This is a genomic window from Paenibacillus sp. YN15 (assembly GCF_003285005.1).
In the GTDB taxonomy this organism is placed as follows: domain Bacteria; phylum Bacillota; class Bacilli; order Paenibacillales; family NBRC-103111; genus Paenibacillus_AR.
The window spans coordinates 52,962-67,143 of record NZ_QMFA01000023.1; the positions used below are offsets into that span (position 1 = coordinate 52,962).

Sequence of the window (14,182 nt, forward strand, 5' to 3'; positions counted from 1 at the left end):
GCGGCGTAAAACCCCATTCTAGGGGGATGTAAGCCGCCATCATTGAAACACGTAGTTTAGATATGTACAAGCTATCTCATGGATTGGTATATTGTTCTTGGGGTGAAAAAATGTCCAGAACAGTAGATAGCAATAACAATGTGCTGTTCGACTGCAAAAGGAGCGTTAACCATGCTGATTTCATACAAATATCGGCTGTATCCGAATCGGGAACAGCGCAAAACGATTGACTTCACTACAGAACGCTGCCGACTGCTGTACAATCGCTTGCTTGACGAGCGTATTCACGCTTACCGAGAGGAGGGCAAGAGCCTCACCTATTACGATCAGGCAAACACGTTTAGCGAACGTAAAGCGGCGATTCCAGCCCTTAAGCAAGTACACTCCCAACTCTTGCAAGACGTTGCCAAACGCATAGACAAGGCGTTTCAGGCTTTCTTCCGCCGCGTTAAGGCAGGAGAGAAGCCTGGGTTTCCTCGCTTTAAGCCTGCCACGCAGTACAATAGCTTTACCTATCCGCAAGGTGGCTACAAGCTGGAACTGAACAAGCTTACGCTGTCCAAGATTGGAGATGTTAAGATAAAGTTGCACCGACCTGTAGAAGGGAAGATCAAGACTTGTACGATCATCCAGAAGAACGGCAACTATTACGCTTGCCTGTCAGCGGAAGTCGAACCGAAACAGCTTCCACAGTGTACGGATGCTGTTGGCGTTGATCTGGGTGTGAAGATGCTTGCCGTTACATCTGACGGTGAATATTTCGAGTCGCCTGCCTATCTGCGCAAGTCGGAAAAGCGTCTTAAACGTTTGCAGCGTTCCGTCAGTCGCAAGAAGAAAGGCGGGAATCGCCGGAAGAAGGCTATACGTGTTCTTGCCCGGCTGCATGAACATGTCGCCAACCAGCGCAAGGATTATGCTCATAAAGTCAGCCGCCAGTTCGTCAATCGATACGGGTTGATCGCGTTCGAGGATTTGAACGTTCTCGGTATGGTTAAGAATCATCACCTGGCAAAGAGCATCATCGACAGCGGTTGGAGTCAACTTGTCGCCTTCACCTCCTACAAGGCTGAGAGCGCCGGTAGAGTTGTGAAACAGGTAGACCCTCGCCATACGTCTCAACTATGCTCGAATTGCGGTCAAATCGTTAATAAGCAGCTTAAGGATCGGGAACATCACTGTCCATATTGCGGATTCGTGGCCGACAGAGACGAAAACGCGGCTGTGAACATCCTGAAACGAGCAACGGCATAAAAACGTTCGGCTCGGATGGAGCCTTCGGGGAGAGCGCCGCATGAGCGGACTCGTTGAACCGAGAAACCCCTAGCTTTAGCTACGGGGAGTCATCACGTGGATAGTTTCTTTCACTTTGCAGCTGCCGCCGCATCCTGGGCGCTCACGGCCAAATGAATGCCGCTCATGGTGCGCAGCGACCCGGACAGAATGCCGGCCGCATAACCATGCTCATCCATTAACGGACCGCCGGACATGCCGTTGACCAGTTCGGCTGAAACCAGCACCCGGTCCCTTCCGTTGATGGCGGCCCGTGGCGCATTCACAATCCCTTCCGTGATCATCTTCGTCCCTTTCATAGGAAACCCGATGGCAAAAACCTTCTCGCCATGCTTCATCTGACCGGTGCGCAACGGAATAAACGAATATGTCCGCTGTACTCCGGCGTTGTCCGCCGGCTGCTCCAGCTTCAATACCGCCGTATCGGCAGCTTCGTTCCTGGCCGTTACCAGGCCTGTGACTGTAGACAGGTCATTCATCACACATTCCACCTGCTCCGCTTCCTCCACCACATGGTACGCAGTCAGTGCTGTACCGTCCGGGCGGATCAGAAACCCGGTGCCCACATCCTTCAGCGTACCGTCCTCCCGAAGCACCCTTACATAAAAAACAGCCTCCTCCACATGAGAATAAAGCTCCTCCGCATTATACCGGGGAGGGGAATCCGCTTGGGACACGGAAAACCCGTTGATCGCCAGCAACAGGGCCATTAGTATTACAAACAGCAGCCCGCCCTTTCGCCACACTTCGTCACCACTCTCCGTTCTGCGACTTTTGTCGCAATGAATAGATATAATTATAGAGTAGCCTTCTCTCAAAATTCTCTCAAAAGTCGGATGCCGGCCAGGCTGCTAGTTCCCGCGGCTCACCTCCGAATTCGCGGAAATATCAAAGAAAACGGCTACAAAATGCCAAAAACACCTTGCCGCACTGGGCCGCAAGGTGTTTTTTTATTTTTAATTTTTTTGGCGGGACTGGGGAACTTTCAACATTTCCATGTACAGCTTGGCTCTTCTGCTGATCTCCAGAGGAACCTCCATTCCCATCTCTTTGCGGTACTGAGCTTCGAACAGGGTATAGTGCCGGGCGATCCGCTCCCGCTTGCCCGCGGCGGCGTATACCTCCAGCAGGAGAAGATTCAACTCCTCCTCCAGGGGATAATGGGAGAGGCAGGCCAGCAGCCGCTGCTCCGCCCTGCCCCAGTCCCCTTCCGCCAGATACCCCTCCGCCAGACGGCAGGCGATGGTCCTGTACTGCTTGCCGCAGCTTTCCTCCAGCTGGACTTTCCACACATAATCCTTCTGGGTCAATAACGGCCCGCCATAAAGCGCAAACAACGCCTCCAGCCGCTCCTGTCCGGACAGCTCTGTCTTCCCGTGCCCCGGCATGCTTTGCAGAAACTCCAACAGGTCGTAGTCCGTATCCAAAGTTTTCAACAAATAGCCGTCTCCCGTTTTCATTACATCCATCCCGATGTCCTGCTCTTTAATCAGTTTTTTCAGCCGGTACACGGTGTTGTGCAGATTATGGACAGCCCGCTCCTCATCCATCTCCGGCCACAGGAGATCCACCAGCTTCCACTTGCTGATGTCCTGATTGGGCCAGCAAAGCAGATAAGCGAACAGCTCCTCCGTTTTGCGGGTGGGCCACCGGACCAGATCGCCCCTGGCATCCCGCACCTCAAAGCTGCCGAAGCAATGGATGGCGGCCTTCCGAACAGGCTCCGGAGGCAGCATTGCCGCGCTCCCCGCAGGGCCTGTCTCCTTCAGCAGGCGGGTGGTAATCCGGTCGATGGCGCCGGCCATCACCGGCTTCAATATATAGTCGAAGGCGAACACCCGGAATGCTTCCAGGGCGTATTCCTTGTAAGCTGTAGTGAAGACAATGCGCGTCCCCTCGCAGCATTCGTTCAGCCTCTGGGCCAGCTCAAGACCGGACAGCTTGGGCATCTCCACATCCAGGAACGCAATATCCGGCTGAAGCTCCGGCAGCTTTTCCAATGCTTCCAGCGGGTTGCTGAAGGCGCCGATAATCCGGCAGTGGGGGCTTCGTCCCACAACGACCTTCATCAGCTCCAGAATCGGTTTTTCATCTTCCACGATTACTACTCGGAACATTCCTCTCTCCCCCTTTCCCCGCTGCCAAGCCGTCGGCAGCCCGCGGCAGCCGCATCACAACCTTCGTTCCCCGTCCCAGCTCCGAAGCCACCTGCAGGGCAGCGCCGGGGATGGCTTCCAACCGGCGCCGGATATTGAGAATGCCGATCCCTATGCCTTCCCCAGGTCTGCCGGCACCCGTAATCCGCCTCAGCGCCTCCTCCGGGATGCCTGCGCCGTTATCCTCTACAGTGATCAGGATTCCCTTCGCTTCCCTCTCCACAATCAAATTCACCGTCCCCTGGCCGTCCTGATCGAAGAAGCCGTGCCGGATGGCATTTTCCACAAACGGTTGAATGCAGAGGGAGGGAATGGGAAATTCTTCGAGCCCATTTTCCACATGGCTGACAAACTCGAACCGGTCATCGAAACGGGCACGCTCAATATCCACATACGCTTCGATCAGCTCCAGCTCACGGCTTAACGGCACCAGCAGCTCATGGCTGTCCACATCCAGAATGTAGCGGAGATATTGGCTGAGCCGCGAAAGCAAGTACGCCGCCTTTTCCCCGTCGGTATAACAGAAGGAGATGACACTGCTTAGCGCGTTATACAAAAAATGCGGCTTAATTTGCGCTTGGTGGAAGGCCAGCTCATTGCGGATCGCTTCCTGGAAGGAGGATTTCATCGCCAGCAGGTTCTGAATCCGGGCCAGCATGGTTTCCCCTTCAAAAGGCTTGGTTACATAGTCGTTGGCGCCTGCGGCGAAGCCCAGGACGATATCCTGGGAGCGGTCCTTGGCTGTGGCGAACAGAATAGGCAGCGAAAGAATCGAATACTGCTCTCTCAGCATCCGGCACAGCTCGATGCCGGACATCTCGGGCATCATCACGTCCAGGATGATCAGGTCAATATTCGGATACCGGGCTATTTGCGCCAGGGCCTCCTTGGCGGACAAGGCCGACAGCAGATTATAGGGATGGCGGCGCAAAATATTCAGCAGCGTATAGATATTGGACGGCTCGTCGTCCACGATCAGAATGGTTTGCTTATACTCGCCGAGAATCTCCAGGGGCTCCGGGCTTTGCAGGAATTGGCTGTCCGGGAAACCTGCGCCCTCAGCATCCTCCGAAGAAGCCGGAGCCTGCTCCACGGGCAAGCTAACCCTCATCCGGGTGCCCTTGCCCGGTTCGGACCAGTCAATGCCCAGGGAGCCGTTCATGCCCTCCGCCAGCTTGCGGCAAATGTACAGCCCGACTCCCATTCCGGTGTAACCTTCTGCCGGCAAATCATCGCCGAAGGGATCTTCTTTATTCAGCAGCTTATGCCGTTTTTCCGGGGCAATGCCGGCCCCCGTGTCCTCAACGGTGATCAAGGCCGCGCTTCCGTCAACCGTACTGCTCAAAGTGATGCTGCCCGCTTCGGTGTACTTGATGGCGTTATGCACCAGGTTGTACAGCACCTGACGGAGGCGGTTTTCATCCGCCTGCACCCATAGTGCGGCAGGAATCTCATTTTGCAGCACTACCCTTTTGCCCGCCAGCTCGAACTGCAGAATATCCAGCACAAGCTTGGCCACCGACCTGACGTTAACGGAGGTGATCTGCATGGTCATCTCCCCGTGACGCAGCCGCGTAACGTCGATCAAGTCCCGCATCAGCATCGTCAGCTTGACAGAGATGTCCCGGACCAGCCGCAGATTCTGCTGCTGTTTGGCAGACAGTGCGGCCTCTCCATCGTCCAGAAGATGGGAGGCAATATTCATAATGGCATTCAGCGGCGTCCGGATTTCATGGGAGGTCATAATGAGAAATTCGTCCTTGGCCTGATTGGAGGCGGTCAATTGGCGAGTGAGGCTTTTCGTCTCCTCCATGGTCCGCGCGAAGCGGAAAGCCAGCAGAATGTTCATCAGCACAGTAAAAAGCAGCGCTCCCAGCTTGCCGGTAAAGTCGGAGGGCATAATGCTTTCCTTAGCCAAGGAATCCGCCACCAGATAAATCAGCAAACACACCACAGCCGCAATGTACAATAGCAGCTCCTTGCTTTGATAGCTGCCCTTTTGCCGCTGGGAATATAATTTGGCCATTCCCGCCACCATGCACAGCTCTGCGAAGGCGATATAAGACATTACATAGAGCTTGAAGTCATTAAAGACGCGATAAGGAATGAACGGTATCGCAGCAACACATATGACCATCGGAACGATCAGAAGGGCTTGTGTCCGCTTGGACATTATGCGTCTATTCAGAGAGCTGAACAGCAGCACCGCCACCGGGGCGGAAATAAGGTAGGTCATGTCCAGCAATTTATATATGATATCAAAGGGAATCTGGGGAAGGAGCCGCTGGGCAAGCTTCTCGTCCTGCATGGTCTGCCCGACGGCAATCAGCAGCAGGAACAGCCCGCAATACAAATAGCTCCGGTCCTCCCGCCTGGGCAAATACTGCAGGAGCTGGTGGATGCCCACCCAGGTGAAGATCAGAACGCAGGCCAGATCCCCGCCAAGACTGAGCGCCGTCTGCGTCATCACATCCTTCTGCGCGCCAAACTGAATGGGCCTGGCAATTCCGCCATTAAAAAACACATGGTTGGAAACCTGAATGACAATCTCAATTTCACCTTTATCCGAGGAAAAAAACACCGTATACGGTGTATTCCCCGGGCTATGCTCTTCCAGCGTATAAGCGGGAGTGCCGCTTCTGCCCTCAAGCTTTCCGTCAATATACAGCTTGTGGGCCATCCGGATGTTGGCAATCTTGATTCCGTAGATGGCCTTCTTCTCGGGCACCAGCACCTTAAGACGGTATGTGCCCGAGCCCTTTGCCTCGACGCCGCCGTTCTCATGCTTGCCCCGCCAGGTCCGGGGAGTCTCCAGATAGATGGCCTCGCCCGGCTGCTCCCACACAGGGTCATCCGGTTCCAGCAGCTTGTCCGGCACAAACTCCCATTCCCCGCTCAGCTGCGCCATCCCCCGCTCCGGCAAACCCAACCCGCGCAGATCGAGAACCCCCTTTACCGCAGGAGGGGCGCTCCCGTGCTCAACCAATCCTGTATATAACAAGGTTACCAGCAGCACAAAAGCTGCCGTAACCGAAACAATCCCAACCCATTTCCCAGCCGCCTTCATGATGCCGCTCCCCTATCGGACAAAATCCGCTTGAATATATCATACGATAGCAAGCTCACAAGAAACTCACAAGGGCAATATCTAACAAATTTCGACTTTTGCAAAACACTTCTAGTACATAAGCCACAAACAAAAAAATGGCTGCTCGGGATCATAGGGTGTCTACCGTTTTTTGGAGGAAAAGGAGGGGGTCAAACCCAGGTTTTTCAGCCGATTCGACAAGTTCTGGTTAGAATAGCCCAGTCCTTTTGTCCATTCGGTGAACTTTCCAATATTCCTGAAGAAATCCTTATCTTTTTTTAAAGAGTGAAGGAGGAATTTGTCCAAGCGGAGAGAATACATAAACTTGGAAAAAATACCGAGCCGAATTCCCGTTTACGGGAAGCGGGGGAACCAATTTGGGTGAATTGATCTCGCACGATAGGGATCATAGGGAACCTTCAACCGAACCCTACAGCTAACCTCGCAGGCGCCAGGAAGGGGCTTATCTTTTGTTTTCATTCTTCAAGAAGTCCGTTGTCGCACTCGTCGCTGCCGTCATGCTGCTCAGTTTCTCGGCCGGTACCGCTTCGGCTGCCAGCCCGATGAATGAACAAATCGACGCCCTTATTGGAACCCCTTACAAAGCTGGAGGCACCTCCGACAAAGGCTTCGATTGCTCCGGGTTCACCCAGTACCTGTTCGCCCAGTTCAATCTTGAGCTGCCCCACAATTCCGCTGCCCAGGCCAAAGAAGGCTACTGGATTCCCCAATCCGACCTTCGCCCCGGGGATCTGGTGTTCTTCAACACCAGCGGCAAAGGCATCTCGCATGTGGGCGTCTACATCGGCGACAGAATGTTTGCCCATTCCGCCAGCGATGAAGGCGTAACCAAAAGCAGCCTGGATGAATCCTATTACAAGAAACGCTATGTTTCGGCCCGTCGCGTGCTGTGGGAAGAGATCTATACCCAAATGACCTCTGAGCCTGCAGAATAACGCTGATTACCTTAGCTTCATACAAGCCCTGCCGGGATTGGCCTCCGGCGGGGTTTGTTTTCTTTTACCCCATAAATCTGCAGATGAAACAACCCCATTTAGGACCTGGTCTTGAAAAACCTCCGGCTAACATATATATTATGAAGGACAAGGAATACCACATGATTTCGGGGAGGAACTCCTGGCATATGATCATTAAACCGAAAATACGCGGCTTTATCTGCACCACCGCCCACCCGGAGGGCTGCGCCGAGAGTGTGCGGCGCCAAATCGCCGTTGTACAGGCCAAGAAGCCTGTGGCGGGAGCCAAAAAGGTGCTGGTAATCGGAGCATCCACCGGCTACGGCCTGGCCTCGCGCATCGCCGCCGCCTTCGGCATGGGCGCCGATACAATCGGCCTGTTCTTCGAACGGCCGGCGACAGACGACCGGACGGCCACCGCCGGCTGGTACAACACCGCCGCCTTCGAGAAGGCCGCGCGTGAAGCGGGGCTGGTGGCGGAGAGCCTGAACGGCGATGCCTTCTCCCAAGAGGTGAAGGAGGAAGCGGTTCGTCTTATCCGCGAGAAGCTGGGCAAGGTGGACTTAGTGGTCTATAGCGTGGCCGCACCGCGCAGAACAGACCCGGTTACCGGCGAAGTGTACAGCTCTGTTCTGAAGCCGATTGGGCAGGCCTTCGCCAACAAATCGGTGAATGTGCAGAATGGCGCGGTCAGCGAAGTAACGCTGGAGCCGGCCAGCGATGAGGAGATCCGCCAGACCGCCAAGGTGATGGGCGGCGAGGATTGGACCCTGTGGATGCAGCTCCTGGCCAAAGAGGGTCTGCTGGCCGACAATGTGATCACTCTCGCCTATTCCTATATCGGACCGGAAGTGACTCACGCCATTTACCGGGAAGGCACCATTGGCCGGGCCAAGGATCATCTGGAGGCTACCGCCCGCCAGTTGACTGAAGAGCTTGCCCCATACCACGGGCGCGCCTATGTTTCCGTCAACAAAGCGCTGGTTACCCAGGCCAGCTCGGCCATTCCCGTGGTGCCCCTGTATATCTCCCTTCTGTATAAGCTCATGAAGGCCAAGGGAACCCATGAGGGCTGCATCGAGCAGATGGCACGGATGATGGAGCGGATCTACGGAGCGGAGGGGGAGGTTCCCACCGACGCAGAAGGCCGCATCCGGATGGATGATTGGGAGATGGACGAAGGCATCCAGTCCGAAATTAACCAGGCCTGGTCCGCCGTCTCCACCGAAACCCTGCCGCAGCTGGGAGATTTGGAGGGGTACCGCCAGGATTTCCTGCAGCTCTTCGGCTTTGGCTTCGACAATGTGGATTATGAGGCGGATGTAAACCCCAACGTACAGCTCTAAAGCCGGGCTGAACCTTCACTGCAGTCATAGCCATGACTTGCCTGCGACCGCAACGCCCCCGCTTGGCCTTCTCCGGCCAGGCGCGGGGCGTTTTTGGGCTCGGCGAGAGGGCATCGGAGGCATTGACATCCCCCGGGTCTGGAAGTAGACTAATGTTCTGACCATTGTTTAAATTCCGGAATCCCTGGAGGATTCTGCGCTGAATAGGAGTAAACCGGGCATGAATCCGCTGCGCCGCAATCCGAAAGAATTGAATATGTTCCTGATCGCCAGTCTTATCAATACCACAGGCGGCTCCCTCATGTGGCCGCTGGTATCCATGTATGTCTTCGATGAGCTGGGGCGGAGCCTGGCGGATGCCGGGCTGGCCATATTGGCCCAGTCGCTGGGCGGCATCATCGGCCAGCTGCTGGGCGGCGCCCTGTATCACCGGGTAGGCGTGAAGCGGCTGGTGACCGGTTCTCTGGCGCTGAACGCCTCCATCCTGCTGCTTTTGCCTCTCCTGAGCGGCAACTGGCGGCTTTTCATCGGCGCCATGTGGCTGATCGGGCTGTTTAACTCCATGTCGCTGCCGGCCATCCAATCGTACATCGGCTTCCGGTTTACCGAACGGCGGGCGGAGATTTTCAACATTATCTATGTGGCCAACAATATCGGCGTGGCGCTGGGCACGGCGTTAAGCGGCTTTCTGGCCGATTTTTCCTATCATCTCAGCTTTATTGCCAATGGGGCGACCTCGGCATTTTTCGCTGTATTCTTCCTGTTCTATCTGAAATCCACCGTGGTTTCCCACGGTGCCGCCACGTCCGGCAGTGTCCATGGCGGCAGGGCGGAATCCCCGGGAGCCTGGGCGCTCTTGGGCAATGTCCGGCTCTATCTTCTGCTGGCCAGCGGAGCTCTCCTGCTTCACATCGGCAACTCCATATGGAATACCGGCGTGTCCCCCTTCATCGTAGGCGCTGGGATGGCCAAAAGATATTACGGCTTTCTGTGGACGCTGAACGGGGTGCTCATCTTCGCGGCCCAGCCGCTGTTGGGCCTGATTAAGCGTTACCTGACCCGCACGGTCTCCGCCCAAATGACGGCAAGCAGCCTGTTTTATGCTGCCGGATACGCGTGTATTTTGCTGATCCAAAGCTACCCCGGCATGGTTCTGGGAATGGTCCTGGCCACCTTGGGGGAAATGCTTATTTCCCCGGCGGTACCGGCGTATCTGTCCGAGCACGGCGGGGCCCATGCCCCCTTCTACATCGGCCTGGCCGGCGGCATCGGCTCGGGAGGCAGAGTCATCGGCCCCTATGTGATGGGCAGCCTGTACGATGCCGGCGGCCTGCCTCCGGTGGCCTGGCTGGCGCTGGGGGCGGCTCTGCTCTCCGCAGGAGCCTATTGGGCCCATTCCGCCTGGAACCGCCAGGCGGCTGTGAAGCGCGTCCTGCCCGGCGGCGCGGCAGGAGAACCGCATGTGTCGGCCTGACGGGCCAGCACCATGCCGCCATGCCGCCGCGTTGCATTGCGGAGGCGGCAGGCGGCGTCTGCGTGGCTCCCACCCTCCCGCGCCCTCCCGCGCCCTCCCGCCCTCCCGCCCGCTGCGTCAAAAGGAGCCGCTTATGGCAAGCGGACACACGATCCGCTATCTCCCCAGATAAGCGGCTTTGGAGCATTTTGGCGGACACACGGTACGCTATTTTGCCTCGCAGACTCCAAAATGGCCGGTTTCGCACCACATAACGGATCGCCTGTCCGCGAATACCAAAAAACAGCGGTTTTCCGCCAAATAACGGAACCTGGGTCCGCACCGATGATCGGAGCCGGGGTACTGTATGCGCGACTATAGCCGCTGCCAAGACAAATAAAGGACCTGCGCCGCTCTCTGGCACAGGTCCTTGCTGTCTATATGCTACGCCAGCGCCGCCGGCGTCTCCACCCATTCCTTGATCCGTGTCAGCTGGGCCTCCGCATCCCGGTACCCCAGCTCATACAGCTCCGTCAGCTTGGCCTGGTCCTTGGTCATCCGCCCTACCTCAATATGGGCGGAAGGACGGATGAGGATGGCCTTGCCCTGCCGCTCCAGCTCCTCTGCCAGCTCCATGGACTGGTTGTAGACCTGGTAGCGGTTCACCAGCGCCTCCACCAGCCCCGGATACTTGCCGTACACCCGGCGGGCCAGCCAACCGTGCTTGAAGGGGGTCTTCCGGTAGCCGGCAGGCTTCGTGGAGATGATAATATGCAGGCGGTTCCCGTCGGCAATGGACTTGCCCACCGGAATCGGATCGCTGATCCCTCCGTCAAACAGCACCCGTCCCCCGGCCAGCACAGGCGGCGACACAAAGGGCAGGCTGCTGGAGGCCCGGATCATATCCAGAATATTGCCGACCGCCTCCGTCTCCCGTTTTTCCACATAAACCGGACGTCCCGAAACCGCATCCGTCATCCCGATCCACAAACTGCCGGGGTCCCGGTAAAAAGCCTCATAATCGAAGGGCACCAGCTTATTGGGCAGCTCGTCAAAAATCAGGCTCCACCCGAAAATACTCTTCTCCCGGAACAGATTGCGGACCCCCACATAACGGGGATGGGAGGCGTAATCAATGGTGACCCGCTTGTTGCGCCCCTTTTGGCCGGAAATATAAGAGGCCGCGTTGCAGGCTCCCGCCGAAACACCGATGATATAAGGCACCCGGATGCCGTAATCCAGAAAGCACTCCAGCGCGCCTCCCGTATAGACTCCCCGCATGCCTCCGCCTTCCAGCACCAATCCTACCCTTTCCAAAGCAATCCCTTCTTTCCGCAAGGTTCAGACACATGCTTCTATTATTCCACAAGAAGAACGCCGGTGCATCATCAGGACGGGTCCGGGCCGCCGCCCTCCTGAACGTAACGTGAAGCCACATAATCCGCAGCCTGGCGAAAATGGAGCATCTCCACCCTCTGACCGCCTTCCTTCAGGCACAGGGCAGATGCATACAGCACCATATCCTTAATATCCGCACCGGTCATATGGTCAAAAGCCGCCGCCAGCACAGCCGGATTAATCCCCTTGCCTAACGGCAGCCTGCTGGGCAAATGGGTCTCCCAAATGCCCACACGCTCCGTTTCATCGGGATAACGGAAAGCCACCTGGGCCAAAATCCGGCGGCGGAAGGCGTCATCATAATTTTGCAGCAAATTGGTGGTGAACACCACAACCCCGTCAAAACGCTCCAGCTCCAGCAGCATCACGCTGCGGCTAATATTCACACCGTAATCCGAGGATTGCTGGACATGGGTCAGCCGTTTGCCCAGGAAGGAATCCGCTTCGTCGAATACCAGCACCGCTCCCGCCCCGGAAGCGGCGGCAAACACCGACTTGATATTCTTCGGCGTCTCCCCCACAAACTTGGATTCGAGCTCCGCATAATTCACCAGCAGCACCTGGCGTCCCAAGGTGCCGGCCAGCGCTTCGGCGGTCATGCTTTTGCCGGTGCCGGGAGGACCGTAGAAATTCAACACAACCGCGCGGCCGTCAAAATGGGACTCCTCCAATCCCCAGTCCCCGAACAGCTTCTCCCTGTGCCGGATCATAACCAACGCGGCCTCAATGTGGCTCCTGGCCTCCGGGTTCAGACTAACCTCGTCCAGCGTCCAGCGCGGCGCGCAGGCGGACCATAGACCGGATGGGGCTTGAAGAAGGGCCGGTTCGGCCGGCTGCCGCTTCAGCTCCCCACCGGAGGAGGCCGGACTGCCTGCACCCTCTCCGGCGGAATGCGCAGGTTCTCCTTCGGGAGGCCCGTGGGAAATCACAATCCGCTGCGGTACAGGATTATAGGGAGAGGCATTGTGAGCCACAGCGGCGGCAATCCCCCTGATCATCTGGGCCACCAGCGGTTCATCCAGGAGCCGGGGCTCCTCCCCTTCCTCCGCGGGTGCATACATTGCGTCCTCCACCTCAACGGTTACCTGCTTATTCCGAATCTCCAAGGTCTTCCGGTATGCCTTCCGGATCATTACGGACGGATCAATCAACCGGGGTTTGCCGATCACGGTCATTCCTCCTTATGCAAGTCCAACGGGCCGTTCCATTTTACCAAAATGGTAACACAAACCAGCCGGTTAGAAAACCTCATCTGCCGCCAATCTTTAAGAAGAGCTGCCTCCAAAGCGAAAAAAGCATGCCCCGCCGCCGGAAACATGCCTGATTCATCTTGCGGTGCCCGCCCCCTACGAAACGCGGATTCCCAGCTCCCGGAAGCGGGTGCGGAATTGCCCGGCCAGCTCCCGTTTGGCCTCTTTGTCCAGAAAAGCCGCCTGTACGCCGTTCATGATCAGCGCCGCCACCTCCTCCTTGCCGAAGCCGAAGCGTTCCGCCAGCACGGAATACTCCCGTTGGATACTGGTGCCCGATACGGTTGGGTTATCCGTATTGATGGTCAGCGTAAGGCCCTGATCGAAATAGTCGCGTACCGGATAATGCTCCCAAGCCGAAACCGCCTTGGTCTGGATATTGCTTACGGGACAAAGCTCCAGGGGAATGCCCCCGTCCCGGAGCAGCTTCAGCACATCGGGATTCTCCCGGGCCCGGACGCCATGGCCGATGCGGGTGGCCCCCATGCGGTGGACAGCCGTTGCAATATTCTCCGCCCCCGCCGCCTCCCCGGCATGGATGGTCACCGGAAGACCATACCGTCCGGCACGGCGGAATACCTCCTCGTGAAGCTGCGGCGGATAATGGGCTTCATCCCCTGCCAGATCCACTGCCACCACCCCGCGCTTCCGGTAATCCGCTGCCGCATCCACAACCTGCAGATTGTCGCCTTCCCCATGATGGCGCATGCAGATGGCGATCCCCCGGGCGGCAACTCCCAGCTCCCGCTCCCCCCGCTTCAGACCAGCCAGAACGTGGGCGATTGCCTCATCCGGCTTCAATCCGCCTCTGGTATGCAGCATAGGGGCAAAACGCACCTCCAAATAGCGCCCGTTATGGCGCGCCGATTGCTCTACCGTCTCGTAGGCCACCCGCTCCAAGGCTTGAGCCGTCTGAAGGTACGGCAGCACAAAATCAAACTTGCCCAGATACTCCACCAGACTGGCGCAGCCCTCGCCGATTTGCATCAGCCGGAGCAGACGGGCATCGCATTCCCCGGAGAGGGGTCTGCCTTGCTCTTGGGCCAGCTCCCGCAGCGTATGCGGCTGGACGGAGCCGTCCAGATGCACATGAAGGTCCACCATGGGGAGCAAGGACAGCCAATCATGCTTATTTCCCGCTTCCATCCCTTCCGCCTCCTCCAACCAGATTCATGTCTCTGACGCATGAGCAGAATTGTTGCAGACGATAGCCGCGTGTGAGAT

At 57.0% G+C, this 14,182-nt stretch carries 10 protein-coding genes and 1 riboswitch; of the genes, 4 read left to right on the forward strand and 6 right to left on the reverse strand.

The features are described 5' to 3' along the window. Nucleotides 1–171 precede the first annotated feature (171 nt). Nucleotides 172–1,251, forward strand: a complete 1,080-nt coding sequence (locus tag DQG13_RS18110) for an RNA-guided endonuclease InsQ/TnpB family protein (RefSeq protein WP_113021196.1) — start codon at nucleotides 172–174, stop codon at nucleotides 1,249–1,251. A gap of 110 nt (nucleotides 1,252–1,361) precedes the next feature. Here the strand turns inward: DQG13_RS18110 and DQG13_RS18115 are convergent, their stop codons facing one another. The 3 genes from DQG13_RS18115 to DQG13_RS18125 all read right to left on the reverse strand — a co-directional run bounded on the left by DQG13_RS18115 (nucleotide 1,362) and on the right by DQG13_RS18125 (nucleotide 6,513). Beyond that, complete coding sequence (locus tag DQG13_RS18115) at nucleotides 1,362–2,036, reverse strand: S1 family peptidase (protein ID WP_113021197.1); 675 nt, start codon at nucleotides 2,034–2,036, stop codon at nucleotides 1,362–1,364. 210 nt (nucleotides 2,037–2,246) lie between these two features. After that, nucleotides 2,247–3,407 (reverse strand): response regulator, encoded by a 1,161-nt coding sequence (locus DQG13_RS18120; RefSeq protein ID WP_113021198.1) that lies wholly within the window; start codon nucleotides 3,405–3,407, stop codon nucleotides 2,247–2,249. Next, the gene (locus DQG13_RS18125) at nucleotides 3,379–6,513 is read right to left on the reverse strand and encodes an ATP-binding protein (protein WP_113021199.1); all 3,135 of its coding nucleotides are present in this window, start codon (nucleotides 6,511–6,513) and stop codon (nucleotides 3,379–3,381) included. The genes DQG13_RS18120 and DQG13_RS18125 overlap by 29 nt, the downstream gene beginning before the upstream one ends. A gap of 351 nt (nucleotides 6,514–6,864) precedes the next feature. Next, nucleotides 6,865–7,000: riboswitch (cyclic di-AMP (ydaO/yuaA leader) on the forward strand. Nucleotides 7,001–7,004: 4 nt separating this feature from the next. Here DQG13_RS18125 and DQG13_RS18130 point away from each other — a divergent pair. The 3 genes from DQG13_RS18130 to DQG13_RS18140 all read left to right on the forward strand — a co-directional run bounded on the left by DQG13_RS18130 (nucleotide 7,005) and on the right by DQG13_RS18140 (nucleotide 10,331). Continuing rightward, nucleotides 7,005–7,490, forward strand: a complete 486-nt coding sequence (locus tag DQG13_RS18130; protein ID WP_309472243.1) for a C40 family peptidase — start codon at nucleotides 7,005–7,007, stop codon at nucleotides 7,488–7,490. Between the two features lie 188 nt (nucleotides 7,491–7,678). Continuing rightward, nucleotides 7,679–8,857 carry an enoyl-ACP reductase FabV gene (fabV, locus tag DQG13_RS18135; RefSeq protein ID WP_113021200.1) on the forward strand — a complete coding sequence of 393 codons (1,179 nt, stop codon included), beginning with the start codon at nucleotides 7,679–7,681 and terminating at the stop codon, nucleotides 8,855–8,857. Between the two features lie 220 nt (nucleotides 8,858–9,077). Then, nucleotides 9,078–10,331 carry an MFS transporter gene (locus DQG13_RS18140; protein ID WP_113021201.1) on the forward strand — a complete coding sequence of 418 codons (1,254 nt, stop codon included), beginning with the start codon at nucleotides 9,078–9,080 and terminating at the stop codon, nucleotides 10,329–10,331. 423 nt (nucleotides 10,332–10,754) lie between these two features. Here DQG13_RS18140 and DQG13_RS18145 read toward each other — a convergent pair whose 3' ends face one another. The 3 genes from DQG13_RS18145 to add all read right to left on the reverse strand — a co-directional run bounded on the left by DQG13_RS18145 (nucleotide 10,755) and on the right by add (nucleotide 14,104). After that, the gene (locus DQG13_RS18145; RefSeq protein WP_113021202.1) at nucleotides 10,755–11,627 is read right to left on the reverse strand and encodes a patatin-like phospholipase family protein; all 873 of its coding nucleotides are present in this window, start codon (nucleotides 11,625–11,627) and stop codon (nucleotides 10,755–10,757) included. Between the two features lie 71 nt (nucleotides 11,628–11,698). Continuing rightward, the gene (locus DQG13_RS18150; protein WP_181592832.1) at nucleotides 11,699–12,877 is read right to left on the reverse strand and encodes an ATP-binding protein; all 1,179 of its coding nucleotides are present in this window, start codon (nucleotides 12,875–12,877) and stop codon (nucleotides 11,699–11,701) included. Between the two features lie 177 nt (nucleotides 12,878–13,054). Further along, nucleotides 13,055–14,104, reverse strand: coding sequence for an adenosine deaminase (gene add, locus DQG13_RS18155; RefSeq protein WP_113021204.1), 1,050 nt, complete (start codon nucleotides 14,102–14,104; stop codon nucleotides 13,055–13,057). Nucleotides 14,105–14,182 lie beyond the last annotated feature (78 nt).